This is a genomic window from Saccharomonospora sp. CUA-673 (assembly GCF_001942305.1).
Taxonomy (GTDB): Bacteria; Actinomycetota; Actinomycetes; order Mycobacteriales; family Pseudonocardiaceae; genus Prauserella.
Genome location: NZ_MKKE01000016.1, coordinates 26,946 through 53,888, shown reverse-complemented (window position 1 = coordinate 53,888; position 26,943 = coordinate 26,946). Strand labels below are relative to the sequence as shown.

At 70.5% G+C, this 26,943-nt stretch carries 21 protein-coding genes, 2 tRNA genes and 5 pseudogenes; 19 read left to right on the top strand and 9 right to left on the bottom strand.

Features of this window, described 5'->3' with window-relative positions:
• Positions 1 to 36 precede the first annotated feature (36 nt).
• Together cimA and BJF85_RS09505 are read left to right on the top strand one after the other, a co-directional pair.
• Positions 37 to 1,653: a citramalate synthase gene (cimA, locus tag BJF85_RS09510; RefSeq protein ID WP_075846658.1), complete on the top strand. Its 1,617-nt coding sequence runs from the start codon at positions 37 to 39 to the stop codon at positions 1,651 to 1,653.
• An 87-nt stretch (positions 1,654 to 1,740) separates the two neighbouring features.
• Positions 1,741 to 2,526 carry a fumarylacetoacetate hydrolase family protein gene (locus BJF85_RS09505; protein WP_075846697.1) on the top strand — a complete coding sequence of 262 codons (786 nt, stop codon included), beginning with the start codon at positions 1,741 to 1,743 and terminating at the stop codon, positions 2,524 to 2,526.
• Here the strand turns inward: BJF85_RS09505 and BJF85_RS09500 are convergent.
• Positions 2,514 to 3,824: an FAD-dependent oxidoreductase gene (locus tag BJF85_RS09500; RefSeq protein WP_075846695.1), complete on the bottom strand. Its 1,311-nt coding sequence runs from the start codon at positions 3,822 to 3,824 to the stop codon at positions 2,514 to 2,516. The genes BJF85_RS09505 and BJF85_RS09500 overlap by 13 nt on opposite strands.
• A gap of 131 nt (positions 3,825 to 3,955) precedes the next feature.
• Here BJF85_RS09500 and gltX point away from each other — a divergent pair, with 131 nt between their 5' ends.
• The 4 genes and pseudogenes from gltX (at position 3,956) to BJF85_RS09480 (ending at position 6,703) form a co-directional block, all read left to right on the top strand.
• Positions 3,956 to 5,443, top strand: coding sequence for a glutamate--tRNA ligase (gene gltX, locus BJF85_RS09495; protein ID WP_075846657.1), 1,488 nt, complete (start codon positions 3,956 to 3,958; stop codon positions 5,441 to 5,443).
• A gap of 183 nt (positions 5,444 to 5,626) precedes the next feature.
• Positions 5,627 to 6,318 (top strand): annotated as a pseudogene (locus BJF85_RS09490) (HAD family hydrolase).
• Between the two features lie 187 nt (positions 6,319 to 6,505).
• A tRNA-Gln gene (locus BJF85_RS09485) sits at positions 6,506 to 6,577 on the top strand.
• Positions 6,578 to 6,630: 53 nt separating this feature from the next.
• Positions 6,631 to 6,703: transfer RNA gene (locus BJF85_RS09480), tRNA-Glu, on the top strand.
• 335 nt (positions 6,704 to 7,038) lie between these two features.
• Here the strand turns inward: BJF85_RS09480 and BJF85_RS09475 are convergent.
• Positions 7,039 to 7,758: an IclR family transcriptional regulator gene (locus BJF85_RS09475; RefSeq protein WP_075846656.1), complete on the bottom strand. Its 720-nt coding sequence runs from the start codon at positions 7,756 to 7,758 to the stop codon at positions 7,039 to 7,041.
• A 109-nt stretch (positions 7,759 to 7,867) separates the two neighbouring features.
• On the opposite strand from BJF85_RS09475, the gene leuC reads away from it, so the two are divergent.
• The 3 genes and pseudogenes from leuC (at position 7,868) to BJF85_RS09460 (ending at position 11,047) form a co-directional block, all read left to right on the top strand.
• A complete protein-coding gene (gene leuC, locus BJF85_RS09470; RefSeq protein WP_075846655.1) occupies positions 7,868 to 9,280 on the top strand; it encodes a 3-isopropylmalate dehydratase large subunit in 1,413 nt (470 codons plus the stop codon).
• A 37-nt stretch (positions 9,281 to 9,317) separates the two neighbouring features.
• Positions 9,318 to 9,919, top strand: a pseudogene (leuD, locus tag BJF85_RS09465) (3-isopropylmalate dehydratase small subunit).
• A 255-nt stretch (positions 9,920 to 10,174) separates the two neighbouring features.
• Positions 10,175 to 11,047 carry an HU family DNA-binding protein gene (locus tag BJF85_RS09460; RefSeq protein WP_075846654.1) on the top strand — a complete coding sequence of 291 codons (873 nt, stop codon included), beginning with the start codon at positions 10,175 to 10,177 and terminating at the stop codon, positions 11,045 to 11,047.
• 129 nt (positions 11,048 to 11,176) lie between these two features.
• Here the strand turns inward: BJF85_RS09460 and BJF85_RS09455 are convergent, their stop codons facing one another.
• The 3 genes and pseudogenes from BJF85_RS09455 to cofC form a co-directional block, all read right to left on the bottom strand.
• The gene (locus BJF85_RS09455) at positions 11,177 to 12,139 is read right to left on the bottom strand and encodes an NUDIX hydrolase (protein ID WP_255375508.1); all 963 of its coding nucleotides are present in this window, start codon (positions 12,137 to 12,139) and stop codon (positions 11,177 to 11,179) included.
• Positions 12,136 to 14,336 (bottom strand): annotated as a pseudogene (locus tag BJF85_RS09450) (RNA degradosome polyphosphate kinase). The gene BJF85_RS09455 and the pseudogene BJF85_RS09450 overlap by 4 nt, the downstream one beginning before the upstream one ends.
• Positions 14,337 to 14,438: 102 nt before the next feature.
• The gene (gene cofC / locus BJF85_RS09445; protein ID WP_075846691.1) at positions 14,439 to 15,101 is read right to left on the bottom strand and encodes a 2-phospho-L-lactate guanylyltransferase; all 663 of its coding nucleotides are present in this window, start codon (positions 15,099 to 15,101) and stop codon (positions 14,439 to 14,441) included.
• Between the two features lie 87 nt (positions 15,102 to 15,188).
• Here cofC and BJF85_RS09440 point away from each other — a divergent pair, with 87 nt between their 5' ends.
• From BJF85_RS09440 to BJF85_RS09430, 3 genes are all read left to right on the top strand, one after another.
• On the top strand, positions 15,189 to 15,887 hold the full coding sequence (locus BJF85_RS09440; RefSeq protein ID WP_075846653.1) for a 1-acyl-sn-glycerol-3-phosphate acyltransferase: 699 nt from the start codon (positions 15,189 to 15,191) through the stop codon (positions 15,885 to 15,887).
• The gene (locus BJF85_RS09435) at positions 15,880 to 16,905 is read left to right on the top strand and encodes an NAD(P)H-dependent glycerol-3-phosphate dehydrogenase (RefSeq protein WP_083666169.1); all 1,026 of its coding nucleotides are present in this window, start codon (positions 15,880 to 15,882) and stop codon (positions 16,903 to 16,905) included. Before BJF85_RS09440 ends, BJF85_RS09435 begins: the two co-directional genes overlap by 8 nt.
• Positions 16,906 to 17,197: 292 nt before the next feature.
• Complete coding sequence (locus BJF85_RS09430) at positions 17,198 to 17,686, top strand: cysteine dioxygenase family protein (RefSeq protein ID WP_075846652.1); 489 nt, start codon at positions 17,198 to 17,200, stop codon at positions 17,684 to 17,686.
• An 84-nt stretch (positions 17,687 to 17,770) separates the two neighbouring features.
• Here BJF85_RS09430 and BJF85_RS09425 read toward each other — a convergent pair whose 3' ends face one another.
• Complete coding sequence (locus BJF85_RS09425) at positions 17,771 to 18,463, bottom strand: pyridoxamine 5'-phosphate oxidase family protein (protein ID WP_075846687.1); 693 nt, start codon at positions 18,461 to 18,463, stop codon at positions 17,771 to 17,773.
• A 117-nt stretch (positions 18,464 to 18,580) separates the two neighbouring features.
• Between BJF85_RS09425 and BJF85_RS09420 the strand changes: the two are divergent.
• Positions 18,581 to 19,962: pseudogene (locus tag BJF85_RS09420) on the top strand (PLP-dependent aminotransferase family protein).
• Positions 19,963 to 19,973: 11 nt separating this feature from the next.
• Positions 19,974 to 21,071 (top strand): D-alanine--D-alanine ligase family protein, encoded by a 1,098-nt coding sequence (locus tag BJF85_RS09415; RefSeq protein ID WP_075846651.1) that lies wholly within the window; start codon positions 19,974 to 19,976, stop codon positions 21,069 to 21,071.
• Positions 21,072 to 21,100: 29 nt separating this feature from the next.
• Here the strand turns inward: BJF85_RS09415 and BJF85_RS09410 are convergent, their stop codons facing one another.
• Together BJF85_RS09410 and BJF85_RS09405 are read right to left on the bottom strand one after the other, a co-directional pair.
• Positions 21,101 to 21,634 carry a DUF3515 domain-containing protein gene (locus tag BJF85_RS09410; protein WP_075846685.1) on the bottom strand — a complete coding sequence of 178 codons (534 nt, stop codon included), beginning with the start codon at positions 21,632 to 21,634 and terminating at the stop codon, positions 21,101 to 21,103.
• Positions 21,635 to 21,765: 131 nt separating this feature from the next.
• Complete coding sequence (locus BJF85_RS09405; protein ID WP_075846650.1) at positions 21,766 to 22,005, bottom strand: Lrp/AsnC ligand binding domain-containing protein; 240 nt, start codon at positions 22,003 to 22,005, stop codon at positions 21,766 to 21,768.
• A gap of 90 nt (positions 22,006 to 22,095) precedes the next feature.
• Between BJF85_RS09405 and BJF85_RS09400 the strand changes: the two genes are divergently transcribed.
• Genes BJF85_RS09400 through BJF85_RS09385 form a run of 4 tightly spaced genes read left to right on the top strand, consistent with a single transcriptional unit; the run spans position 22,096 to position 24,797 of the window.
• On the top strand, positions 22,096 to 23,073 hold the full coding sequence (locus BJF85_RS09400) for a thiamine-phosphate kinase (RefSeq protein WP_075846649.1): 978 nt from the start codon (positions 22,096 to 22,098) through the stop codon (positions 23,071 to 23,073).
• 18 nt (positions 23,074 to 23,091) lie between these two features.
• Positions 23,092 to 23,565 carry a GNAT family N-acetyltransferase gene (locus BJF85_RS09395; RefSeq protein ID WP_075846648.1) on the top strand — a complete coding sequence of 158 codons (474 nt, stop codon included), beginning with the start codon at positions 23,092 to 23,094 and terminating at the stop codon, positions 23,563 to 23,565.
• Between the two features lie 7 nt (positions 23,566 to 23,572).
• On the top strand, positions 23,573 to 24,094 hold the full coding sequence (locus BJF85_RS09390; RefSeq protein ID WP_075846647.1) for a gamma carbonic anhydrase family protein: 522 nt from the start codon (positions 23,573 to 23,575) through the stop codon (positions 24,092 to 24,094).
• 22 nt (positions 24,095 to 24,116) lie between these two features.
• A complete protein-coding gene (locus BJF85_RS09385) occupies positions 24,117 to 24,797 on the top strand; it encodes a uracil-DNA glycosylase (protein WP_075846646.1) in 681 nt (226 codons plus the stop codon).
• A gap of 158 nt (positions 24,798 to 24,955) precedes the next feature.
• Here the strand turns inward: BJF85_RS09385 and rpmB are convergent, their stop codons facing one another.
• A complete protein-coding gene (rpmB, locus tag BJF85_RS09380; RefSeq protein ID WP_075846683.1) occupies positions 24,956 to 25,147 on the bottom strand; it encodes a 50S ribosomal protein L28 in 192 nt (63 codons plus the stop codon).
• A gap of 148 nt (positions 25,148 to 25,295) precedes the next feature.
• On the opposite strand from rpmB, the pseudogene BJF85_RS09375 reads away from it, so the two are divergent.
• A pseudogene (locus BJF85_RS09375) lies at positions 25,296 to 26,926 on the top strand (DAK2 domain-containing protein).
• The last annotated feature ends 17 nt before the right edge of the window (positions 26,927 to 26,943 follow it).

Below are 26,943 nucleotides of genomic sequence, written 5' to 3'. Positions count from 1 at the left end.
GCCCAGCCCGACACCTTCTTCCGAGGAGAGCACCCCGTGACCCGCACGGCACCGGCCGGCACCCCGCTCGGCGACGACTTCCACCTGTACGACACCACGCTGCGCGACGGCGCCCAGCGCGAGGGAATCTCGTACTCGGTGGCCGACAAGCTCGCCGTCGCCCGACACCTCGACGAACTGGGCGTCGGGTTCATCGAGGGCGGTTGGCCGGGCGCGATGCCGAAGGACACCGAGTTCTTCGCCCGCGCCGCCGCGGGGGAGCTGAAGCTGGAACATGCCGCGCTCGTCGCGTTCGGATCGACCCGCCGCGCCGGGGTGGACCCCGCCGACGATCCGCAGGTGCGCGCCCTGCTCGACTCGCAGGCGCCCGTCGTGACACTGGTGGCCAAATCGGACGTTCGGCACATCGAGCGCGCGCTGCGCGTCGACGTCGACGAGGCCTGCGCGATGGTCGCCGACACCGTGAAGTTCCTCGCCGGCGAGGGCAGGCGCGTGTTCCTCGACGCCGAGCACTTCTTCGACGGTTACGCCCACGATCCGGACACCGCGTTGCGGGTGCTGGACGCGGCGGGCACGGCCGGGGCCGACGTCGTCGTCCTGTGCGACACCAACGGCGGCCAACTTCCCCTCGGCATCGCCGAGACCGTGCGCGACGTCGCCGAACGCACCGGACTGCGCCTCGGCATCCACTGCCAGGACGACACGTCCTGCGCCGTCGCCAACAGCATCGCCGCCGTCCAGGCCGGCGCCACCCACGTGCAGTGCACCGCGAACGGCTACGGCGAACGCGCGGGCAATGCCGATCTGTTCGCCGTCACGGGAAATCTCGTGGCGAAACTGGGAATGAACGTCCTTCCGGAGGGCCGGGCCGCCGAGTTGACCCGGGTGTCCCACGCCCTCGCCGAGATCGCCAACATCGCACCCGACACCCACCAGGCTTACGTCGGGTCGTCGGCCTTCGCTCACAAGGCGGGGCTGCACGCGAGCGCGATCAAAGTGGACCCGTTGCTCTACAACCATCTCGACCCGGCGACCGTCGGCAACGACATGCGCGTCCTGGTCACCGAGATGGCGGGTAAGGCGAGCCTCGAGCTGAAAGGCGCCGAACTCGGCGTCGACCTCGCCGGCAACCCGAAGGCACTGAGCGCAACGGTCGACAAGGTGAAGGATCTCGAAGCGGGCGGCTGGTCGTTCGAGGCAGCCGACGCTTCGTTGGAACTGTTGATGCGGCGCGAGATCGCCGACACCGACGGCGTGGAGGCGGCGACCCCGCCGTTCACGCTCGAGTCGTACCGCGTCGTGCTCGACCACCGCGTCGACGGCGAGGTCGTGTCGGAGGCGACCGTGAAGGTGCACGTGGCGGGGGAGCGGGTGATCGCCACGGCCGAGGGCAACGGCCCCGTCAACGCGCTCGACGCGGCACTGCGCACGGCGCTGCGGCCGCACCTGCCGTGGCTCGACGAGATGTCGCTGTCGGACTACAAGGTGCGCATTCTCGTCAACCGGCAAGGCACCGGCGCTGTCACCCGCGTGCTCGTCGAATCGTCCGACCGCGAACGCGAATGGACCACGGTCGGCGTCCACGAGAACATCGTCGAGGCCAGCTGGCTGGCCCTCTGCGACGCCCTCGCCCACAAGGCCCTGCGGGTCTGAACCGCCCGCCCGCCGGAGGTTAGGCCCGCCCGTCTCCCACCACCGCCCAAACGGAGACGCTTCGCGCCGCTGATTAGGATGGGAACCGTGCGTTTGGCTCGGATTGCTCACCCGGAAGGTGTCGCCTTCGTCTCCGTGGACGGCGACGGCGACAACAACGACACGGCGGCCCCGAAGGTCTGGGAGATCGCCGACCACCCGTTCGGCACGCCGAACTACACCGGGCGGAAGTGGCCGCTGGCCGACGTCCGGATGCTGGCCCCGATCCTGCCCACCAAGGTGATCGCCGTCGGTCGGAACTACGCCGACCACGCCAGGGAGATGGGCAACGAGGTCCCGGCCGAGCCGATGATCTTCCTCAAGCCGTCGACGACCGTCATCGGTCCGAACGCGCCGATCCGCAGGCCGAAGCAGTCCGAGAAGGTCGACTTCGAGGGTGAGCTGGCCGTCGTCATCGGACAGCCGGTGAAGAACGTGTCCGCGGCGCAGGCCATGCAGGCCGTGCTGGGCTACACGGTCGCCAACGACGTCAGCGCGCGGGACTTCCAGGCCTCCGACGGACAGTGGGGCCGGGCCAAGGGCTTCGACACGTTCTGCCCGATCGGACCGTGGATCGAGACCGAGCTCGACGCCTCCGACCTGGCGATCTCCACGACGGTCGACGGCGTGACCAAACAGGACTCGCGGACCTCGGAGCTGGTGCACAAGATCCCCGAGCTGATCGAGTTCATCTCCTCGGTCATGACGCTGCTGCCCGGCGACACGATCCTCACCGGCACGCCCGCGGGCGTCGGCCCGATCGTGGCCGGCAACGAGGTGAGCGTGACGATCGAGAAGATCGGCACGCTCACCAACCCCGTTCAGGACGCCTGAGACGGAGCCCTGCGCGCGAACTCCGGGGCACGCTCCGGCCGGATGCCGATGCCGATGAGGTAGGCCGGCACGACCGACGCCACCGGGAACCGGCGCATCAGCACCTGCATCGGCTTCGGCGGGCCCAGCCGCCGTCCCTCGACGACCGGCGCGGCGACCAACCGGTGCATCACGCGTTGCAGGGTCTGCACCGCCACCGTCGGCAGCAACCTCCGGCGGCGCACCCGGGCGAGTTCGGCCGTCGTCGGCCCGCTTCCGCTCGGCGTCGGGACGTCGCGCCGCGTCTCGGCTTCGCGCAGGGCAGCGGCGAGCAGGCGGGCGGCGGCGACCGCGTCCTGCACCGCCAGGTTGATCCCGACCCCGCCCATCGGGGACATCGCGTGCGCGGCGTCCCCGATGCACAGCAGACCGTCGGCGTGCCAGCGCCGCAGCCGGTTGAGCCGGACGTCGAGGTGCTTGACGTCGTCCATCGACTCGATGTCGCCGGTCCGGTCCGCGACGTACGGCACGATCTCGGCGACCTCGCGGCGGAACGCCTCGACGCCGCGCTCGCGCAGCTCGGCGTCGGTGCCCTTGCGGCCCAGGTAGGCGAGCTGGTGGAACCCCTCGCGCGGGATGTCGATGACGAACCGGCCGGAGCGCATCGTGGGCCTCAGCCCCGTGCGGGCGCCGTCGGGCTCACGCCCCACGCGGAACCACCACGTGTCGAAGGGCACCGGGTACTCCTTCGGCGTCCACCCCATGTCGCGGCGGGCCAGCGACCAGCGGCCGTCGGCGGCGACGGTCAGCGCGGCGCGCAGCTCGCCGGGCCCGTCGGCGTCGCGGTAGCGCACCCCCACGACGCGGCCCCTCTCCCGGAGCAGTCCGGTGACCTCCGTGTTCATCCGCAGGGTGAACGCCGGTTCGCCCGAGCCCGCCTCGGCGAGCAGGTTCAGCAGGTCCCACTGCGGCGTCAGCGCGATGTAGGGGTGCTTGGTCCAGCGGCGCAGCCTGCGCAGGTCGCCCACGACCACGTTGGTGCCGTCGGCGGCCGGGAAGGCGATCTCCTCCACCCGCGTCTGCGGCAGCGCCGCGAACTCGGCGCCCAGGCCGAGCTCGTCGAGCAGCGTGATCGTCGACGGGTGCACCGTGTCGCCGCGGAAGTCCCGCAGGAAGTCGCCGTGCTTCTCCAGCACCGTCACGGCCACGCCCGCGCGCGCGAGCAACAGTCCGAGCACCATGCCCGCGGGTCCGCCGCCCGCGATCACGCAGGTCGCCTGCCGGGTCCGCCCGGACCGCGCTGTCTCCGCTGCCGCCATCGTGACCACCTCGTCGTATCCGATTTCGGGGAACGGGCCCCTGCCCGGGGTTGTTATTCAACGGTCGTTGAATACATCGACAGGATGCGCTCGAACAGCGGCGAAGTCAACAGCGCTAGGCTGGTCGGGCTATGACTGAGACCAAGCCCGCAGCCGTTCGCGCTCGCTTCTGCCCGTCGCCCACCGGCACACCGCACGTGGGCCTCATCCGCACGGCCTTGTTCAACTGGGCCTTCGCCCGCCACAACGGCGGGAAGCTGGTGTTCCGGATCGAGGACACCGACGCCTCGCGCGACAGCGAGGAGTCCTACGAGGCACTGCTCGACGCGCTGCGCTGGCTCGGCATCGACTGGGACGAGGGCCCCGGGGTCGGCGGCGAGTACGGCCCGTACCGGCAGAGCGAGCGCGCCGACGTCTACCGCGACGTCGCGGCGAAGCTCCGCGAGGCGGGCGAGCTCTACGAGTCGTTCTCCACCAACGAGGAGGTCCAGGAGCGCCGCAAGGCCGCCGGACAGGACCCCCAGCTCGGGTACGACAACCACGACCGGCATCTCACCGACGAGCAGAAGCAGGCGCTGCGCGCCGAGGGGCGCGAGCCCGTGCTGCGGCTGCGGATGCCCGACGAGGACCTGTCGTGGAACGACCTCGTGCGCGGCGAGATCGAGTTCAAGGCCGGCACCGTGCCCGACCCGGTCCTCGTCCGCGCCAACGGCGCACCGCTGTACACGCTGACCAACCCGGTCGACGACGCGCTGATGCGCATCACCCACGTGCTGCGCGGCGAGGACCTGCTCCCGTCGACGCCCCGGCAGATCGCTCTGTACCGCGCGTTGCAGCGGGTGGGTGTCGCCGAGTTCGTGCCCGAGTTCGGCCACATGCCCTACGTCATGGGCGAGGGCAACAAGAAACTGTCCAAACGCGACCCGCAGTCGAACCTGTTCAACTACCGCGACCGCGGGTTCGTGCCCGAGGGGCTGCTGAACTACCTGGCGCTGCTCGGATGGTCCATCGCCGACGACCGCGACATCTTCACCGTCGACGAACTCGTCGAGGCGTTCGAGATCACCAAGGTGAGCGCCAACCCGGCTCGCTTCGACGTCAAGAAGGCCGAGGCGATCAACGGCAACCACGTGCGCGCGCTCACCCACGAGGACTTCACCGCACGCGTCGTGCCGTACCTCGTCGACGGGGGAGTTCTGCCCGCCGAGCCGACCGCGGCGCAGCGGGAGACGCTCGCCGCCATCGCACCGCTCGTGCAGGAACGCGTCGCCGTGCTGTCCGAGGCGGTCGAGCTGCTGCGGTTCCTGTTCATCGACGAGGCCGAGTTCGCACCCGAGGAGGCCTCCGCCACCAAGGCGCTCGGACCCGATGCCGAGCCGGTGCTGCGCGCCTCCATCGAGGCGCTGGAGAACCTGTCGTCGTGGGAGTCGGCCGAGATCGAACAGGCACTCAAGGACGCACTCGTCGAGAACCTCGGTCTCAAGCCCCGCAAGGCCTTCGCGCCCGTCCGCGTCGCTGTGACCGGACGCACCGTGTCACCACCGTTGTACGAATCGATGGAATTGCTCGGCCGGGATATTTCACTCGGACGGCTGCGTAACGCGCTTCCGGGCAACTGAGCGTAGGGAAGCTGGACCGAAACAGAACGGTCCATATCACCTCGTTAGCAGAGTCGAGCTCGCGCAAAACCCCCTAGCCTCGCGTGGGTGGCTTTTGCGCTTGGCTCCCCGACAGCTCCGCAAACCGTCGCCGGTCCACGGCGTCCTGATACCGATGTCTGGGCACCTCCCGAACTGCGGGCGGTGTTCCTCGACATCGACGACACGCTGATCGACTTCACGGCGACCGGCAAGCGCACGCTCGCCACCCTGATCGGCCGCGACGACATGTGGGCGGCGTGGGAACGGGTCACGGACGAACACGTCGCCCACGTCGTCGACGGCCGGCTCGAGTACGCCGACATGCACACCCGGCGCTGCCACGCGTTCCTCTCCGGCCTCGGCATGGACGTCACGCTCGACGAGGCCGCCGACTTCGAAGCCCGGCGCAAGGCCCTGCTGAACCGCTCCTGGCGCCTGTTCGACGACGTCCTCCCATGTCTCGAGTGGCTCACCGCCGCCGGCGTCCAGCTCGCGGCCGTGACCAACGCCTCCGGCGCCCACCAGCGCGACAAGCTGGCCGCGCTGGGCCTCGCCCGCTTCTTCGACCACGTCGCCATCGCCGGCGAGATCGGCGTCGCCAAACCGGACGCGGCCATGTTCGAGTACGTGTGCCTCCAGCTCGGCTGCGACCCCCGCGAAGCCGTGCACGTGGGCGACAAGCTCGCCACCGACGCCGTCGGCGCCGTGACGCCGGTCTCGGCGGCGTCTGGCTAGACCGGGCGGGTGAGGACGCCGAGCTGCCCGCCGGTGTGCACCTGCTCACCACGCTCACCGAACTGCCCGAGCTGCTCGTGTCCGAGTTCGTGCGCGTCGGCGTCCCCGCGCCCCGCTGAGCACCGCATACGCTCGGGGAGTCGCCGTCGCCGCCGTCCGGGCGTCGATGGGGGACCCCGGCTGACTGTGGCCACGCAGCGTGGTCTATGCTTTCTTCAACAACGCGATACGGACCCGGCCGCCACTACGGTGTCTCGGCACTGCAGTGGACTAGGACGCTGCGGCGAGCTCGGACGAAGTATCCGTTGGGGTATGGTGTAATTGGCAGCACGACTGATTCTGGTTCAGTTAGTCTAGGTTCGAGTCCTGGTACCCCAGCTGAGAAGCGAACAAACCGGTCTGGTAAGTTCTCTTCCAACACAAAAGAACAAGCCCCCGTCGTCTAGCGGCCTAGGACGCCGGCCTCTCACGCCGGTAGCGTGGGTTCGAATCCCATCGGGGGTACGAGAAAAACGGGAAAACCCTATCTGCGGAAAGCGCGGATAGGGTTTTTCTCGTTGTGCCTTGTGGGGGCGCAGCCCCACACCCCCAGCCCGGCGGGCTTCGCCCCCGGACCCCCTGCCTGTGGTTGCGTTTCGTCCGGAAGTTCCGTTCGCTCGCTCGGCCTGCGGTCGAGGGGTGGGGTGGTGCTCCCGAGGGCCCCATAGTTGCGTTGAACGCGACTATTCTTCCCTTCGCAAGCTTGCGCGCCGATGGTGCACGCCAGGGGAGCGAGGGGAACATTCGTCGCGTTCAACGCGACCATAGGGCCCTTGGGAGCTTTTGGGGCCCTTGGGGGGTTAGAGGCGGTCTTGGAGGTTTTCGGCTGCTTCCAGGAGGTCGCTGGCCCAGCGGGCGCCCGGTTTGCGGCCGATGCGATCCACCGGGCCGGACACCGAGACCGCTGCGACTACCGCCCCGGACGAATCCCGGACCGGGGCCGACACGCTCGACACACCCGGCTCGCGCTCGGCGACACTCTGCGCCCACCCGCGCCGACGCACCTCCAGCAGCGTCCGCTCACCGAACACCGCCTCGGTCAAGATCGCCTGCTGCGTATGCGGATCCGCCCACGCCGTCAGCACCTTCGCACCCGAGCCCGCCGTCATCGGCATCCGCGAACCCACCGGCACCGTGTCCCGCAGCCCGCTCGGCGGCTCCGCCGCCGCCACGCACACCCGCTGCACCCCGTCCCGGCGATACAACTGGACGCTCTCGCCCGTCATGTCCCGCAACTTGGGCAGCACGACCGCCGCCGCGTCCAACAACGGATCCGCCGTACCCCCCGACAGCTCCGCCAACGCCGCACCCGGCCGCCATCGGCCGTCCGGTCCGCGCCGCAACAGCCGATGCGCCTCCAGACCCACCGCGAGCCGGTGCGCCGTCGCACGAGGCAGCCCCGTCTCGGCGCACAACTCCGCCAAGCCACACGGCTGGGCCGCGGCCGCCTGCAACACCGCGACCGCCTTGTCCAAGACGCCGATTCCGCTCTGCTGAGCTTCAGAGTTATGCTGTCCCACACAGCGATACTACAATCCCGAAGTCTGGGACGTCCAGATTTTGGGACACACGGCCGGGAGTTCACCACCCGGTCGACCAGTTCCCAGCGACGGTCACGAAGGAGCCCTGATGGCGGAGAAACGGGGTCGCACACTCGCGGAGAAGGTGTGGGACGAGCACACGGTACGCCGTGGCGAAGGCGCGGAGCCCGACCTGCTGTTCATCGACCTGCATCTCGTGCACGAGGTCACGAGTCCGCAGGCGTTCGACGGCCTCCGGCTCGCCGGCCGGACGGTGCGCCGGCCCGATCTCACCATCGCCACCGAGGACCACAACGTGCCGACGGTCGACATCGAGCTGCCGATCGCCGACCCGGTGTCGAAGACCCAGGTGGACACCCTGCGCAGGAACTGCGACGAGTTCGGCATCCGGCTGCATCCCATGGGCGACGCCGAACAGGGCATCGTCCACGTGATCGGCCCGCAGCTCGGCCTCACCCAGCCCGGCACGACCGTGGTGTGCGGCGACAGCCACACCTCGACGCACGGCGCCTTCGGTGCCATGGCCTTCGGCATCGGCACCTCCGAGGTCGAGCACGTGCTCGCCACGCAGACCCTTCCGTTGCGCCCGTTCAAGACCATGGCGATCAATGTCGAGGGCACGCTGCGCCCCGGCGTCACGGCCAAGGACATCATTCTCGCCGTCATCGCGAAGATCGGCACCGGCGGCGGGCAGGGATACGTGCTCGAATACCGCGGCAGCGCCATCGAATCGCTGTCGATGGAAGCGCGCATGACGATCTGCAACATGTCGATCGAGGCAGGCGCGCGCGCCGGCATGATCGCGCCGGACGAGACGACGTTCGAGTACCTCAAGGGCCGTCCCCACGCGCCGCAGGGCGAGCAGTGGGACGAGGCCGTGTCCGCATGGCGGGAGCTGCGCACCGACGCCGACGCCGAGTTCGACGCCGAGGTCACCGTCGACGCCGACACACTCACCCCGTTCGTCACGTGGGGCACCAACCCCGGCCAGGGGCTCCCGCTCGGCGAGACCGTGCCCGACCCCGAGCAGATGGGTGACGAGAGCGCCAAGTTCGCGGCCGAGAAGGCCCTGTCCTATATGGATCTCGTCCCCGGCACGCCGCTGCGCGACATCGCCGTCGACACGGTGTTCCTCGGCTCGTGCACCAACGGCCGGATCGAGGACCTGCGCGCCGCCGCGGACGTGCTGCGCGGCAAGAAGGTCGCCGACAGCGTGCGCATGCTCGTCGTGCCCGGCTCCATGCGCGTGCGCAAGTCGGCCGAGGAGGAGGGCCTCGACAAGATCTTCCTCGACGCGGGTGCCGAATGGCGCCAGGCGGGCTGCTCGATGTGCCTCGGCATGAACCCGGATCAGCTCAAGCCGGGTGAGCGCAGCGCCTCGACCTCGAACCGCAACTTCGAAGGCCGACAGGGCAAGGGCGGCCGGACACACCTCGTCTCGCCGCTCGTGGCGGCCGCCACAGCCGTGCGCGGCACGTTGTCCTCGCCCGAAGACCTCTGACCCCCGCCGGCACCACCACATCAACGGAGTCATCAGCATGGAAGCGATCACCGAGCACACCGGCATCGGCGTCCCCCTGCGCAGGTCCAACGTGGACACCGACCAGATCATCCCGGCCGTCTACCTCAAGCGCGTGAGCCGCACGGGCTTCGAGGACGGCCTGTTCGCCGCCTGGCGCGGCGACGAGCAGTTCGTCCTGAACGTCGAGCCGTTCAACCGGGGCAGCGTCCTGGTCGCCGGACCGGACTTCGGCACCGGCTCCTCGCGTGAGCACGCCGTGTGGGCGCTCATGAACTACGGCTTCCGGGTCGTCATCTCGTCCCGGTTCGCGACATCTTCCGAGGCAACGCCGGCAAGCAGGGTCTCGTGGCCGCGCAGTGCTCGCAGGACGACGTCGAGCTGCTGTGGAAGCTGCTCGAGAACGAGCCCGGCACCGAGGTCACTGTGGACCTTGCCGAGAAGACCGTACGGGCCAAGAACTTCAGCGCGCCCTTCGAGATCGACGACTACACCCGTTGGCGTCTGATGGAGGGGCTCGACGACATCGCGCTCACCCTGCGGCACGCCGACGCCATCGCCGAGTTCGAGACCACACGTCCGGCTCACAAGCCCGTGACACTGCCCGCCGCGGCGGGCTGACGGCGCGCTCCGGCCCCAGGACAACTGCAGAGATTCCCTGTTCAGCAAGGGAATTCGACCCGGCCCACCGGCCGAACACCCGACACCAGACGGCCACGCGGATACCGCTCCCGGCGGACCTTATCGCTCGGGGATCCCCCATCCGATAAGGAAGAAATCCGCGTGCCGTTTGGAATTTGTGCTGCGTAGGTAATACCGTGTGCGCATGTCGGCCGGTGTGGCCGGGTAACACGTAGTTCTTCTTGGAGGACTGGAATGGCCAACAAGGCCCAACTCATCGAGGCGCTCGGCGAGCGCCTGGGCGACAAGAAGGTCGCCACGCAGGCCGTCGACAATCTCGTCGACATCATCATCCGGACGGTCAACAAGGGCGAAAAGGTGAACATCACCGGCTTCGGTGTGTTCGAGAAGCGCGCCCGCGCAGCCCGCACCGCGCGCAACCCGCGCACCGGCGAGACCGTGCGCGTGAAGAAGACGAACGTTCCGGCTTTCCGCCCGGGCACCACGTTCAAGGACGTCGTGAGCGGCACGAAGAAGCTGCCGAAGGTCACGAAGGCCAAGCCGGCCGTGTCGGGTACGACCGCCCGCGGCACGACCACCCGCGCCACCGCTGCCACGTCCACGCGCAGCACCACGACGCGTTCGCGGGCCACCACCGCCACGCGTGCCACCGCCACGAAGGCGGCCCCGAAGACGGCGACCAAGTCGACGACCACGCGGGGCAAGACGACCGCGGCGAAGTCGACGGCCTCGAAGGCGACGGCCGCCAAGAGCACCGCCGCCAAGAGCACGGCCGCGAAGTCCACCGCCACCAAGGGCAAGACGACGGCGGCGAAGAGCACCGCGAAGGCTGCTCCGAAGACCGCGGCGAAGTCCACCGCATCCAAGGCGACGGCTTCGAAGTCCACCGCCTCGAAGAGCACGGCGTCCAAGGCGACCGCGGCGAAGAGCACGGCCGCCAAGAGCACGGCGAAGAAGACCGCCACCAAGGCGGCCCCGAAGACCGCTGCCAAGACGACGAAGGCGGCCGCGAAGCCGGCGACGAAGACCACCGCCAAGGCCTCCACGGCCAAGGCCTCGACCGCCAAGGCGTCCGCGGCGAAGAAGACCACCGCGAAGAAGAAGTAAGCACACCTCTTCGTCGGCGGCATTCCCGCCGTATCCGCGAACGGGCCCCGCATCCGCTGTCGGAACACAGTGGATCGGGGCCCGTTCGCGTGGGAATGCCGTATACGGCCCTGAGTTGGCCTGTGCGGCCTACGCGGCCGTCGGCGTAGGCAGGGCGCTGGAAAGGTAGGTCGCGTCCACGAGACGGCCGTCAGCGTCGAAAGTGAGCTGCCAGAGCGAACCCTTCTTCGCCGTGACCCCGTCGGCCGCGACCGCCGGCGGATTCGCCCGGGGCGTGACGCCGTCCCGGACGGCGAGCGTTTCGACGATGTACGGGATCACCCCGCCCTGACTGGACAACACGGGAGTGCCGCCCTCCGCGGCGAGCTCGCCGATCCGCTCGATCGGCGCGTCCGGGTCGGCGGCGTAGCTGCGTTCCGACAGCGCATCGTCGTGCACCACCTCGACGCCGATGTCGTCCGCGACGCCCTGCACGGTGTGCACACACCGCAGCAGCGGCGCGGACAGGACCCGGTCCGGGCCGAACGTCGCCAGCATCTCCCGCAGCGCCGATGCCTGCCGCCGGCCGGCATCGCTGAGCGGACGCAGATCGTCGTCTCCCGCCCAGTTCTCCCGTTTGCCCGCCTTCGCGTGGCGCACCAGCAACACGGTCGTGGTCTCCGTCGGACGTGCGGCGAACTCCTTCACGACCTCGACGTCCGAGTCGTAGGACAACAACTCCCGCGCCTCGGACGGGGAGTGCCAGCGCAGTTGGTCCACTTCGTCATTCGGGGTGAAACCGCGCGCCACTTCGTCGCCGGCGCGGGCGGCGAAGTAGTCGACGGCTTTCCGGCCGCGCGCGATGCGGTATTCGACCCGTTTCAGGAAAGCGCCCAGAACGGCCGCGTGGCCCGTTTCCTCCTCGAGTTCCCGGACCGCGGCGACGGGCGCCGTTTCACCCGGGTCGAGGTGGCCTTTCGGCAGTGACCAGTCGTCGTACCGTGGCCGGTGGACAACGGCGATCTCGACGTCGGTGTCGTTCGAACCCGCGGGGCGCCACAGCACGGCGCCCGCGGCGTGCGAGGCAATGCGGTCGGCGGTTGTCGTGCTCACCCTTGTGCTCCGTGTTTGCGTAGCGATTCGACTTGATGGTCACGGACATCGGTCGTGTCCGCGGGCGAGGGGTGCCATTCGCCCGTCGGGGACAGGACCCAGCACCGGGTGTGCGGGTCGAGCTGCGAGTTGAACGTCTCGTCCAGCTGGTCGGCCAGCTTCGGGTCCCGCACCTGCACGAGCGCCTCGATCCGACGGTCGAGGTTGCGGTGCATCATGTCGGCACTGCCGATCCAGTACGTCCCGGCGCCGCGGAAGTGGAAGATGCGGGAGTGCTCCAGGAACCGGCCGAGGATCGAGCGCACGCGGATGTTCTCGCTGAGCCCCTCCACGCCGGGCTTGAGCGCGCAGATGCCGCGCACGATGATCTCGACCGGGACACCGGCCTGCGACGCGCGGTACAGCCCGTCGATGACCTGTTCGTCGACCAACGAGTTGCACTTGAGCCGGATGCCCGCGTCGACGCCCTGTCGGGAACGTTCGATCTCGTCGGAGATCCGCTCGAGGATGCCGCGCCGGATCCCGTTGGGAGAGGTCAGGATGTTGCGGTACGTCGCCTGGTGCGAGTAGCCGGTCAGGACGTTGAACAGGTCCGTCAGATCGGCGCCGATCGCCGGATCGGCCGTGAACAGACCCATGTCCTCGTAGTGGCGCGCCGTCTTCGGGTTGTAGTTGCCGGTGCCGATGTGGCAGTAGCGGCGGATCGTCGAACCCTCCTGGCGGACCACGAGCGCGACCTTGCAGTGCGTCTTCAACCCGACGAGTCCGTAGACCACGTGCACACCCGAACGTTCGAGCGTGCGCGCCCACGTGATGTTGGCCTGTTCGTCGAACCGCGCCTTGATCTCCACCAGCGCCACGACCTGCTTGCCCGCCTCGGCCGCGTCGATCAGCGCGTCGACGATCGGGGAATCGCCCGACGTGCGGTACAGCGTCTGCTTGATGGCCAGCACCTTCTCGTCGGCGGCGGCCTGCTCGATGAACCGCTGCACACTCGTGGAGAACGAGTCGTAGGGGTGGTGCACGAGCACGTCGCCCTCGCGCAGGGTCGAGAAGACGCTCTTCGGCGTCTCCCGTTCCCCGAACGCGGCCGGCGTCGCCGGCACGAACGGCCGGTCCTTGAGGTCCTGCCGGTCCACCGACAGCAGCTGGGTCAGACACGACAGGTCGAGCAGACCGGGGACCTCGACGACGTCGCGCGGATCCACCTCCAGTTCCCGCAACAGCAGTTCGAGCATGTGCTCGCTCATGTCCCGCGAGACCTCGAGGCGCACCGGCGGACCGAATCGGCGCTGCGCCAGTTCGCGCTCGAGCGCCTGCAGGAGGTCCTCGTCGCGGTCCTCCTCCACCTCGAAGTCGGCGTTGCGCGTCACCCGGAACGCGTGGTGCTCGATGACCTCCATGCCCGAGAACAACTCACCCAGATGGGCGGCGATGAGCTCCTCGAGCGGAAGGAACGTCGCCGAACGGCTGTCGCGCTGCGGTTCGGTGCGCACCAACCGTGGGACGTTGTTGGGGACCTTGACCCTGGCGAAACGTTCCGTGCCCTCCTGCGGATCGCGCACCGTGACCGCGAGGTTCAGCGACAGGCCCGAGATGTACGGGAACGGGTGCGCCGGGTCGACGGCGAGCGGGGTGAGCACCGGGAAGATCTGCTCGCGGAAGTATCGGGAGAGCCGCTCGTGGTCCGAATCGTCCAAATCGGACCACCGAACGATCCGGACGCCCTCCTCGGCCAGCGCGGGCCGCACCCGGGACTCGAACGCGTCGTTGTGCCGCTGCACGAGCTCCTGGTTGCGCTTGGCGATGTGGATCAGCTGCTCACGTGGGGTGAGACCGTCCGCGCTGCGCACGGACAGGCCGGTCTCGTCGCGGCGCTTCAGCCCAGCGACCCGGACCATGTAGAACTCATCCAAATTGGACGCGAAGATGGCCAGGAACTTGGCCCGCTCGAGCAGCGGCTGCGATGCGTCCTCGGCCAGCGCCAGCACCCGGGCGTGAAGTCCTGCCACGAGAGCTCCCGGTTGAAGTACCGGTTGTCGGGCAGCGCGTTCGGCCCCTGCGCCGTGGGCGTCGGGGCGGGGGGTGCGGCGGGCAGCGTGTGGTTCGCCGCGTCGCCGGCGGTCGGCTCCGGCGGCGGTTCGGTGGTCGCCCGGCGGGATTCCGGAGAGCTCGCGGGCGTGGTGCTCTCGTCCATGGTCACGCCGGCATTGTCCACCAGTTTTGCGGATTCGTGGACCCCCGGTGAGGTGTTTCGCGTCGGTTCGACCGGAGTTCACGACACCGGGTCACAAACTGCTCAGGGGACCGGGCACGCGTGGGCGAGCAGCCCCGACGTGTGCCTCCCCACACCGACGGTGCGGGCGCGGGCGAGGTCGTCGGCCGTGTCGACGTCCGAGCGCAGCGAGTCGCCGGGAGCCGTCAGCGGCCGGGCCCCGGACGCGGTGTGGGCCGCCGCCGAGCCGGCGCCGAAGCGCGGCGCCAGCGGCCGCCCCGGCGCCGCCAGCAACAGCGTCGTGCCGGTGCCGAGGTGGTCGGCCACGAACGCGCGCCTTCCTTCCGCCTCGGCGAGCGCGGCCGCGAGGTCGGCCGACCGCAGGGCGGGCAGATCGGCCTGCAACGCACCGACGACCCGCGGGCCGTGTCCGTTCGTACCGTGGCCGGTCGCGCCGTGGGCGGGTTCGGACAATCGGAGCTCGGCCGCGCGCAGGGCGGCGTTGAGGTCGGCGGCGCCCCCGTCGTCGACGACATCGGCGCCCAACTCGCGCAGCGTGGTCACGGCCTCGACGTCACTGGTCACGACGACGACCCGGTCCACACCCGGGGTGGTCACGGCCGCCGCGACGGTGTCGGCGGCCAGCGCGAGGACCACGGACGCGTGCGGGGCTGCGCCGAAGGCGCCGCGTAGTCGGGACTTGCCGGCGCCGGGCGGTTTCAACGGCACGAGGAGGGTGACGGCCACGAGACCATCTTCCCGCATCATCGCCGGTCGGTGCCCATGGGAGGATCGGTGCCGCCCCGGCGAGGAGTGGGCCTACGAGGAGGAGTCTTGGCTGATCGGGAGAAGGGCGGCTTCTGGGTCGGTGCGGCGGCGGCGCTGTTCTACCCACTGACCTACATGAGCAGGAGGGACTACCGCGGTGCGGAGCGGATCCCCGCGCGCGGGCCTGCGTTGTTGGTGATGAACCACGTGTCGCACCTGGACCCCGCGGTCGATGCGGTGTTCGTGCACCAGAACAGGCGGGTGCCGCGATTCCTTGCGAAGGACAGCCTGACGCGCGTGCCGATCTTCGGCCGCATCCTGGTGGGCGCCGGTTCGATTCCCGTGGCCCGCGGCACCAGCTCGGCCGGCGACAGCCTCCGCGCGGCGCATCGGGCGCTGCAGGAGGGCAAGGTCATCGTGATCTACCCCGAGGGCACCATCACCAAGGACCCGGAGTTCTGGCCCAAACGCTCCTACCCCGGCGTCGCCCGGCTCGCGCTGGAGAACGACGTCCCCGTTCTGCCGTGCGCGCGCTGGGGTACGCAGCAGGTGTGGAACGGCTACACCAAGAAGTTCCGGCCGCTGCCGCGCAAGACGGTGGTGCACGCGGTCGGCGAGCCGGTCGACCTGAGCGCCTACCGCGGCCTTCCGCAGACGCCGGAGCTCCTGCGCGAGGTCACCGATCTGCTGATGGGCGAGGTCACGACGTTGCTGTCGGAGATCCGCGACGAGCAGCCGCCCGCCAAGACCGGTGGCGATGCCTGAGATGTCGAGTTCGGTGCAGTCGGTCGCCGTGCTGGGGGCCGGATCGTGGGGCACGACGTTCGCCAAGATCCTCGCCGACGCGGGCCGCGAGGTGACGATGTGGGCCCGCAGGCCCGAGGTGGCCGCCGAGATCGCCGGTGAGCACGCCAACTCGGGGTACCTGCCGGGCATCGACCTGCCCGCCAACCTGACGGCGACCTCGGACGCAGCGGAGGCCGTCGACGGTGCCGACGCCGTCGTGCTCGCCGTGCCCAGTCAGAGCCTGCGGAGCAACCTCGAGCGGTGGCGCGACCTGCTGCCTGCCGACACGCCCCTGGTGAGTCTGGCCAAGGGCGTCGAACTCGGCACCCTCAAGCGGATGAGCGAGGTGATCGGCGAGGTCGCCGGCGTGCCCGAGGAATCGGTCGTCGTGGTCGCCGGTCCGAACCTGGCCAAGGAGATCGCGCAGGGCCAGCCCGCCGCAGGGGTGTTCGCCTGCGGCGACCACGACCGTGCCGTCGCCGTGCAGGAAGCGGCGTTCACCTCGTACTTCCGTCCGTACACCAACAGCGACGTCGTCGGCAGCGAACTGGGCGGGGCGTGCAAGAACGTCATCGCGCTCTCGTGCGGCATGGCGGCCGGCCTCGGCTTCGGCGCCAACACGATTGCGACGCTCATCACACGCGGTCTGGCCGAAACCGCGCGGCTGGGCGTGAAGCTGGGCGCCGACCCGATGACGTTCGCGGGTCTGGCCGGCGTCGGCGACATGGTCGCGACCTGCGCCTCGCCCCTGTCGCGCAACCGCACGTTCGGCGAACGGATCGGCAGCGGGGAGACCATCGAGCAGGCGCAGGAGGCCGTCGGCGGGCAGGTCGCCGAGGGTGTGATGTCGTGCCGCTCCATCCGCGATCTCGCCCGGCGGGCCGGTGTCGACATGCCGATCACCGACGCGATGTACCGCGTGTGCCACGAGGGCCTCGACCTCGCGACCGTCGGCGCCGAACTCCTGGGCAGGGAGCAAAAACCCGAACGCATGTAACCGCCCCGCCGTGTCAGCACCCCACGTCGCCGTGTCAGCGTTCCGCGTCGCCGTGTCAGCACTTGGCGTCGCCGTGTTGGCGTTCTGTGTCACTTCGTGGGATGCGCTTGACGCCATCGGTGGTCGCTGGTTCTCTTGCGGACGTGCTGACGCAGAACGTTTCCGCCGTACGGGGGCCGGTCACCGGCCGCCGCGGTACGTGCTGCGCGCCTTGCTGTCGCTGTCGCCGGTGAATTCCGCTTCGTAACCCGCGCCGACACACTCTTTTCCGACAGCAAGGATTCGCACGTTCATGTTCGCCGTTCCCGAGAACACCATCGCCCTGCCCGAGACCGCGGGCCGCCTGGCCAAGCACCCGGTGCGGATCGCGCTCGACTACGCCGTCGACCGCGACCGCTGGCGCACCTCGCTGCGCTACGACCCGGACCACCGGTTCGCCACGTTGATCGACCGCACCGACGGCGACGAGGTGTGGCTGCTGAGCTGGCTTCCCGGGCAGCACGCCGTGATGCACGACCACGGTGACGCCGTGGGCGCGTTCACCGTCGTGTCCGGACACCTCACCGAGTCGGTGACGCGCCGCGCGCCCGCGGGCCGGGTCGTGACCGAGGTGCACAACCTCGCGCAGGGCCAGTCGCGCGTGTTCGGCCCCGGCTATGCCCACGAGGTCCGCAACGACGGCCCCGACCCGGCGATCAGCATCCACGTCTACCGCGCCGCGGGCCGCACCACGCGTCCCGTCCACGTCGACCCGTTCACGGCCGAGGTCCGCCCCACCTGACGGCTTGCCGGCCGTACCCGAAACGCCAACACGGCGACGCAGAACGCTGACACGGCGACGTGGGGTGCTGACACGGCGGCGGGGTTACGGGGTTCGAGTGGTGACGTGGGGTGGGGCCTTCACGTCGGCGGGTACATAGGCGGCCGACGTCGGCGGGTCGAACACGGTGCGGACGCCGATCACCCCGGCCCACACGTCGTCGCGGTCGACGTCCTCGGGCTGCTCGCCCGGGTCGTCGTCGCGCAGCTTCACCGACGCCTCCTCCAGATCGAGCGCCAGCACGGTGACGCCCGCCAGTTCCTTCGCGCTCGGCCGGCGCGCGTAGTCCCACGAACCCGGTGCGAGGTGTTCGCTGATCACGTGCAGCGCGTGGTCGCGTTCGTCGTCGCCGGTGAGCGTGCGCGCGCGGCCGTGGATCATCGCGCAGCGGTAGTTGAACGTGTGGTTGTTCAGCGAGCGCGCGTAGACGATCCCGTCGAGAATCGTGACCGTGACGCAGATGTCCACGCCGCTGCTCGCGGCGCGCACATTGCCGGACCCGGTGGAACCGTGCAGGTAGAGGGTGTCGCCGTCGCGGCCGTAACCGGTCGGCACGCACACCGGCGATCCACCGGAGACGACGGCGACGTGGCAGAGCAGACCGGCGTCGAGCACCGAGTGCAGATCGGCGCGGTCGCCGGAGGCCCGCTCCTTCTTACGCGTCAACGTGCTGCGCGGTGTGGAGGACAGCGGTGTGGAGGACGGACGGGACGGTGTGGTGGGAGTGCTCGAGGACATGCCGATGACGATGCCGCACACAGTGGCATGATGAAATGTCCACAACGGCGCTGAACGAGGAGTCCACTTTGCGGGGAATCGGCGGAACAGGGGGCGGACGTGTCGCGCGGTGACGTCGTGCCGCGCGGCGACACGGCGCTGCCGGTGACGCTCGATCGCGACTTGCCCGCGCCGCTGGCCGTGCAGTTGGCGGACGCGCTCCGCGAGTCGGCGTCGTCGGGGCATCTGCGGGGCGGTGACCGGCTGCCGTCGACGCGAGCGCTGGCCGACCGGCTCGGCGTCAGCCGCACCGTGACGGCGGCCGCCTACGAGCAGTTGCACGCCGAGGGCTGGATCGTCGGCAAACACGGGTCGGGCACGTACGTGACGACGTCCCCGCCGACGGCCCGCCCGGAACACCGGTCCGCCGCGGCCCGCGACGAGCTGCCGTCGGGCCGGCTCGCGTTGCTGCCCGGCGTCCCGTGGGCCGAGGGGCTCGACCGGTCGGCGTGGCGCCGGGCGTGGCGGGCGGCCTCGGACACCCCGCCCGCGGTGTACCTCTCGCGCACGGGACTGGGGGAGTACCGCGAGGTGATCGCCGAACATCTGTTGCGACACCGGGGTCTGGACGCCGACACCGAATCGGTCCTCGCGACGGGCGGCACGACCGCGGCGGTGGTCGAACTCGCCGCGGCCGTGCTGCGGCCCGGCGATCTGGTAGCCGTCGAGGAACCCGGCTACCAGCGGGCAGTGCAGGCGTTCTCCCGCGCGGGCATGCGCGTCGCGGGCGTGCCGATCGACGACGAGGGCCTGCGTACCGACCTGATCCCGCCGGGCGTGCGCGCCGTGTACTGCTCGCCCGCGCACCAGTACCCGATGGGCTGCCGGATGAGCGCCTCGCGGCGCGTGGAGCTCACCGAGCTGGCGCGCCGGCGCGACTTCCTCGTCGTCGAGGACGACTACGACGGCGAACTGCGCTACGACGTCGCACCGTTGCCGCTGCTCGCCTCACTGGCCCCGGACGTCGTCGTGCACCTCGGCACGACGAGCAAGATCCTCACGCCGACCCTCGCGCCGGGTGGATGGTCGCGCCGCCGTCGGTGACGCAGGCCGTGCTGGAGCACCGCGAGCTCACCGGAACCCGGCCGTCACCGGCGGGACAGCAGGTCGTGGTCGAACTCGCGCGGCACGGCGACCTCGGTCGGCATCTGCGCCGGCTCCGCAGGGAGCTGTCGGACCGGCGGACGGTGCTGGTCGAGGCGTTCGGCCGGGCCGGGGTCCGCGTGCTCGGCGACGACGCGGGCGCGCACCTGGTCGTGCCGTTGGGGTCGGCGACCGACGAGCGGGAGCGGATCGCGGCGGGCAAACGCCGGGGGGTGCTGTTGGACGGGCTGGCGCGGCACTTCGCCACCGCGCCGACCGCGCACGGTGTACTGGTCGGCTACGCGGGGTGTTCGCGCGCCGAGCTGGGCGAATGCGTGCCCACTCTCGTCGAACTGACCCGGACCCCGCCCCGGTAGGGTGGCCGCCTATGAGTAGCGGCAAGACGCGCGTGGCCGTGGTGTTCGGCGGCCGCAGCAGCGAACACACGATCTCCTGCGTGTCCGCCGGCTCCGTGCTGGCGAACCTCGACCCGGAGCGGTTCGAGGTCGTCCCCGTCGGTATCACCCCGTCGGGGGGTTGGGTGCTCGGCACCGACGACCCGACGGCGCTGCAGATCAAGGGCACCGCGCTGCCGTCGGTCGACGACGGGCAGGCACTCGTGCTCGCCGGCGACCCGACGAGCAAGAGCGTCGTGAGTGTCCAGCCCGGACGCGAGGCCGAGGTGCTGTCCGAGGTGGATGTCGTGTTCCCCGTGCTGCACGGCGCTTTCGGCGAGGACGGCACCATCCAGGGACTGCTGGAGATGGCCGACCTGCCCTACGTCGGGGCGGGTGTGCTGGCCAGCGCCGCGGCCATGGACAAGGAGTTCACCAAGAAGCTCCTGTTGGCGGAGGGGCTTCCCGTCGGTCCCTATGCGACAGTCCCGCGTGGACAGTCCACTCTGCCCGAGGCCGACCGGGAACGCCTGGCACTGCCCGCATTCGTCAAGCCCGCCCGCGCGGGCTCGTCGGTCGGCATCACGCGCGTCACCGACTGGTCCCAGGTGGACGAGGCGATCGCCGTGGCACGCCGGACCGATCCGAAGGTGCTCATCGAGGCGGGCATCTCCGGACGCGAGGTGGAATGCGGCGTGCTCGAGTTCCCCGACGGCCGCGTCGAGGCCTCGCTGCCGGCCGAGATCCGTGTGCTGTCCGACGATTCCGACGCCTGGTACGACTTCGAGACCAAGTACCTCGGCGAGGACGCCGAACTCGACATCCCGGCCAAGCTCGACGACGCCGTCATCGAGCGGCTGCGTGCCTGCGCGGTCGACGCGTTCCGCGCACTCGACTGCCAGGGCCTGGCACGCGTCGACTTCTTCGTCACCGACTCCGGTGAGCTGATCATCAACGAGGTCAACACGATGCCGGGCTTCACATCGACGTCGGCGTACCCGAAGATGTGGGCCGTGACCGGCGTCGACTACCCGACACTGCTGGCCACGCTCGTCGACACCGCGATCGCCCGCGGCACCGGCCTGCGCTGAGGCGCGGGCGGCGGCTCCCGGGCGGCGGCTCAGAAGGTCAGGGGAACCTGGCGCAGTTCGGCGTCGGCCAGGTCCGAAATCCGTTGCAGGGGCCCGGTTCCCGTGCCGTCGGGAACTGTCACGGCCAGGTACGCGGGCCGGTCGACGGCGTACCACGTGGCGCTGCCCTCGCCGGGCACGTGCAGCCACTGGACGCCGTTGATCTGCCGCAGCGTCGCCGTGCGGGTCAGCTCGGGCGGACGTTCGAGGCCGCAGCGGAGCACCACGGCCTCGTCGTTACCGCCCCACGCGGCGGTCGCCTCCGGTGCCGGTTCGGCCAGCTCGCGCCGCTCGAGCTGCTCCCCGGAGGAGGTCAACGCCTCGGGCGCGGCCTCGATGATCTGCCGGCACTCGTCGGTGTCGGCCTCCGGCGCGGGAATCGACACGACGGGCAGCGGCCCGTCGTCGTCGGACCCGTCGTGCGCTGCCGGACCGGCGCCCTCATCGCCGCCCCGCGCGAACATGCCGATCGCGCCGACGGCCACGGCGAGGGCGGTCGCGAGGACCGCGGCGCCGATGAGCAGCTTCCGCGGCGGCGCTCCATTGTCCGGGGAGCCGGTATCCGGGGAGCTGCTGTCCGGGGAGCTGCTGTCCGGGGAGCCGTCGGACGGCGAACCCTCGTCCGGGGGAGTGCTGTCGGGGGACGTGCGGTCGGTCAACGGGACAGGTTCACCACCGGACAGGTGAGCGTGCGGGTGATGCCGTCGACGTTCTGGACGTTGGCCACCACGAGCTGACCGAGATCGTCGACGTTGTCGGCCTGGGCGCGCACGATGACGTCGTACGGACCGGTGACGTCCTCGGAACTGGCCACGCCGGGCAGCGCGGCGATCTCGGCGGCGACCGACGCGGCCTTGCCGACCTCGGTCTGAATGAGGATGTATGCGTGCACCACGGCGCGTCCCTTCGTCCGAATGGGCCCCAGCGGCCTCAAGATAGGTAACGTCGCTGCAACGTACCGCAGGCGGGGCACCGGAGGTGTTGTGTGGAGGGACGGGACACAGACAGAGCCGGGGTCGGCGGCACGGTCGCCGACGTCGGCGAGTTCGGGTTGATCCGGGAGGTCGTCGGCAGGCAGCAGCTGCCGAAGGGCACCGTGCTCGGGCCGGGTGACGACGCGGCCGTGGTCGAGGCGCCCGACGGCCGCGTGGTGATCACCACGGACGTCCTCGTCCAGGGCGTGCATTTCCGGCTCGACTGGTCCACGCCCGAGCAGATCGGACACAAGGCGGCGGCCGTGAACCTCGCCGACGTCGCCGCGATGGGCGCGCGGCCGACGTCGCTGGTCGCCGGGTTCGCCTGCCCCGCCGACACCGACGCCGCCGTGGCGGCCGCCATCTCCGACGGCATGTCCGCCGAGGCGGAGCGGGCCGGTGCGGGCATCGTCGGCGGTGACGTGGTCCGCGCGGACCAGCTGGTGCTGAGCGTGACGGCGATCGGCGACCTGGGTGGCCGCGAGCCGGTGACGCGGTCGGGCGCGCGGCCCGGCCACATCGTCGCAGTGTGCGGCCGGCTCGGCTGGGCCGCGGCCGGATTGGCCGTGCTCGGCAGGGGATTCCGCTCGCCGGTCGGGGTCGTCAACGCCCAGCGGGCGCCCGAACCGCCGTACGAGGCCGGCCCCGTGGCCGCCGACGCCGGCGCGACTTCCATGATCGACATCTCTGACGGGTTGCTGGCCGACCTCGGGCACCTCGCCGAGGCGTCCGGCGTCGGCATCGACATCACGTCCGAATCGCTCGACGTGGACCGCAAACTCGTCGACGTCGCCGGCGCGCTCGGCGCCGATCCGCTCCGCTGGGTGCTCACGGGTGGGGAGGATCACGCGCTGGTGGCGACGTTCCCGTCGTTCACCGACCTTCCCCAGGGCTGGCGGCAGATCGGCACCGTGCTGATGCCCGACACGGGCGTGACCGTCGACGGAAAGCCCTACGACGGCGAAAACGGCTGGGAACACTGGCGCTGAATCGGGTTACATGGACGGGTGGACATTCGCACGCTGCCCTTCGACCATGTGGACTCGACCAAGCTCATCGAGCTCGTGCAGCAGGAGTACGTCACGCGCTACGGCGACCCCGACGTGACGCCCGTCGACCCGGCGGAGTTCGCCGCACCGCACGGGATCTTCCTCGTCGGCTACCGCGGCGACGAGCCGATCGCGTGCGGCGGCTGGCGCCGGCACGACGAGGACGAGGGACCGCTGCGCGCCGGTGACGCCGAGATCAAGCGCATGTTCGTCGTCGAGGCGCACCGCGGCAACGGCCACGCCCGCGCGATGCTCGCCGCCCTCGAACGCACCGCCGCCGACGCCGACTGCCGGCGCATCGTCCTCGAGACCGGCACGCGCCAACCCGAGGCGATCGCGTTGTACCGTTCGGCGGGCTACCGCGAGATCGACAAGTTCGGCGTGTACGCCCAGGACGTCCTCAGCGTGTGCATGGCGAAGGAACTGGAGTAGCTCGGCGATGGCGATCTACGCACTCGGTGCGCTCGAACCGGACATCCACCCGGACGCGTGGGTGCATCCCGACGCGACGATCATCGGTGACGTGCGACTCGGACCCGAGGCGTCGATCTGGCCGCAGACGGTGCTGCGGGCCGACAACGACCACATCGAGATCGGCGCGCGGTCCAACGTCCAGGACGGCTGCGTCGTGCACGTCGCGAAGGGACAGCCGACGATCCTCGGCGCGGGTTCGGCGATCGGCCACAACGTGCACGTCGAGGGCGCGACGATCGGGTCTGGTTGTCTCATCGCGTCCGGATCCGTGGTCCTCAACGGCACCGTCGTCGAGGACGGCGGCGTCGTCGGCGCCGGTGCGGTCGTGTCGTACCGCGGGCACGTGCCGTCCGGGCACATCGCGCTGGGCGTGCCGGCGAAGACACGGGAGAACACCTCGCTCGGCACCGACGCGATCACCCGCGTCGTCGACGGCTACGTCGAGCGCGCGCGGCGGTTCCGGACGGAGCTGCGCAGGCTGGACTAGCGGGTCGATAAGGTCCCGGACTGTGACTTCAGCGCGAGCACTCACCGACGTCGTCGACGCGGGCTGGGCCCAGGCACTCGAACCCGTCGCGGACAAGATCGGCGCCATGGGCGAGTTCCTGCGTGCCGAGATCGGCGCGGGGCGGACCTACCTGCCCGCGGGCGAGCACATCCTGCGGGCGTTCCAGCAGCCGCTGGCCGACGTGCGGGTGTTGATCGTGGGCCAGGACCCGTACCCGACGCCGGGGCACGCGATCGGCCTGTGCTTCGCCGTGGCGCCCGACGTCCGGCCACTGCCGAAGAGCCTGGTCAACATCTACAAGGAGTACGTCGACGACCTCGGCCATCCGATGCCGTCCAACGGCGATCTGACGCCGTGGACCCGGCAGGGTGTGCTGCTGCTGAACAGGTCGCTGACGGTGCAGCCGGGCAAGCCGAACTCCCACCAGGGCAAGGGCTGGGAGGACGTCACCGAACAGGCGATCCGCGCGCTCGCCGCACGTGACCAGCCCCTCGTCGCGATCCTGTGGGGCAGCAACGCCCGCAAGCTCAAGCCGCTGATCGGCGCCGACCGGTGCATCGAGTCGGTGCACCCGAGCCCGCTGTCGGCCCACAACGGCTTCTTCGGCTCACGGCCGTTCAGCCGCGCCAACGAACTCCTCCAGGCGCAGGGTTCCGCACCGATCGACTGGCGCCTCCCGTAACCCACGCCGTCGTCGTGGGGTGCCAACACGGCGACGTGAAGTGCTGACACGGCGTCGCAGGATGCTGACACGGCGTCGTGGGGTGCTGACACGGCGCACGGAGAGGGCCCCGGGGATCTGTGATCCCCGGGGCCCTCGAAAACTGTGGTTCTGAGGCGTCAGCCCCGAACGACCTTGCCCGCCTTCAGGCAGGACGTGCACACGTTCATACGCTTCTTCTGGGAAAGCCCGAGCTTCGCGTGCACGGTCTGGATGTTCGGGTTCCACCGGCGGTTCGTCTTCCGGTGAGAGTGCGAGACCGACTTGCCGAAGCCCGGCCCCTTGCCACAGACGTCGCACACGGCAGCCACGTCGAACACTCCTCGAGAAAGTAGGTAAACACAATCCGCCCGGGAATGCCGGGCAACTCGACCAGGGTAGCCGGTGCGTTCTCCGCACCTGAATCCGGGTCGATACGCTCGCCTTCGATCCGACGAGTTCCCGGCTGGAGGGTACGCGGTGCAGCACTGGGACGCGGCAGCCGTGCGAGCGTGGGCGGGCGCTGCGTGCGCAGCCTCGAGGAACTGCGCACCGAGATCGACGGCATCAACGTCTACCCGGTCGCCGACTCCGACACCGGTTCGAACCTGCTCCACACGATCGCCGCGGCGAACATCGCACTCACGGAGCGTCGCGACGTCACCACCGCGGGACAGGCGCTGCGGGTGCTGGCGAGCGGGGCCGTCGCGGCGGCGCGCGGCAACTCCGGGGTGATCCTGTCGCAGTTCCTGCGGGGCCTCGCCGATGCCGCCGGCGACGCCGCTCGGCTGGACGGCCCGGCGCTGGCCTCCGCTCTCCGGCGGGCCGACGAGCTCGCCACCGGCGCCGTCGCCCGGCCCGTCGCCGGGACGATGCTCAGCGTGCTGCACGCGGTCGGAACCGCCGTCACCAGCAACAACGACGGCAACAGCGACGGCAGCCACGGCAGCGCGACCGGCTCTTCCCGCGACGGAGAAGTGGGCACGCTGGACGACGTCGCCCGCACCGCCGCGCGCACGGCGGCCGAGGCGCTGGCCGAGACGCCGCGTCAACTGGCCGCGCTCGCCGCCGCAGGGGTCGTCGACGCGGGCGGCCGGGGCCTCGTGGCGGTGTTCGACGCGCTCGCCGCGGTCGTGGCGGGGGAGGCCGCGCCGGAACACGCGGTCACGGTGCCGTCCGTGGTGCCGGCGCCGCAGGCGTGGGAGGTCATGTACCTGCTGTCCGATCTGCCCGCCGACGCCGAGGAATCGGCGCTGCTGCAGCTGCGCAGGGACCTGGCCGAGCTGGGTGATTCGGTGACCGTCGCGGGCGACGGCGACGGCAACCACGCCGTCCACGTGCACTGCGGCGACATCGGTGCCGCGCTCGAGGCGGGCCTGCGGCACGGGCGTCCGCACCGGGTGCGCGTCGAACCGCTCATGACCCCCGCCCCGCCCGAGGGCGCGGCGGGCGATCGGGCGGTGGTCGTCGTCCTGCGGGGGCGGGGCGTCGTCGACCTGGTCGCCGGGGAGGGACTGCCCGTGCTGGCCGCCGACGACGATCCGAGCGTCGAACAGCTCCTCGGGCTCGTCGGCGAGACCGCGGCGGGCCACGTCACGGTCGTGCCGGGCGAGGTCGACCTGACCGCGGTCGCCGAGCGCGCGGCCAACCATCCGGTGCTCGCCGACCGCGACGTGGTCGTCGTGCCGTGCGCCTCGCCCGTGCAGACGTTGGCCGCGCTCGCGGTGCACGACCCGGAGCGCCGCGCAGGCGCCGACGTGGTGGCCATGGCCGAGGCCGCCGCGGCCACCCGGCGCGGCGACATCGTGATCGCCGGCGAGGACGCGATCACGTGGGTCGGGCACGCGCACGCGGGCGACGTGCTGGGGCTGGTCGACGGGGAGGTCGTGCGGATCGGCGCGCCGGACCGCATCGTGGAGACCGCGCTCGAGGTGCTGACGCGGATGCTCGCGGTCGGCGGGGAACTCGTCACGGTGCTGACCGGCGTCGACGCGCCCGACCGGATCGAGGAGATCCTGACCGAGCATCTGCGTGCCGCACATCCGGAGGTCGAACTGGTGTGCTACTACGGTGGGCAGGCGGATGCGGTGCTGCTGATGGGCGTGGAGTGAGACCGAGAAGGCGGCGG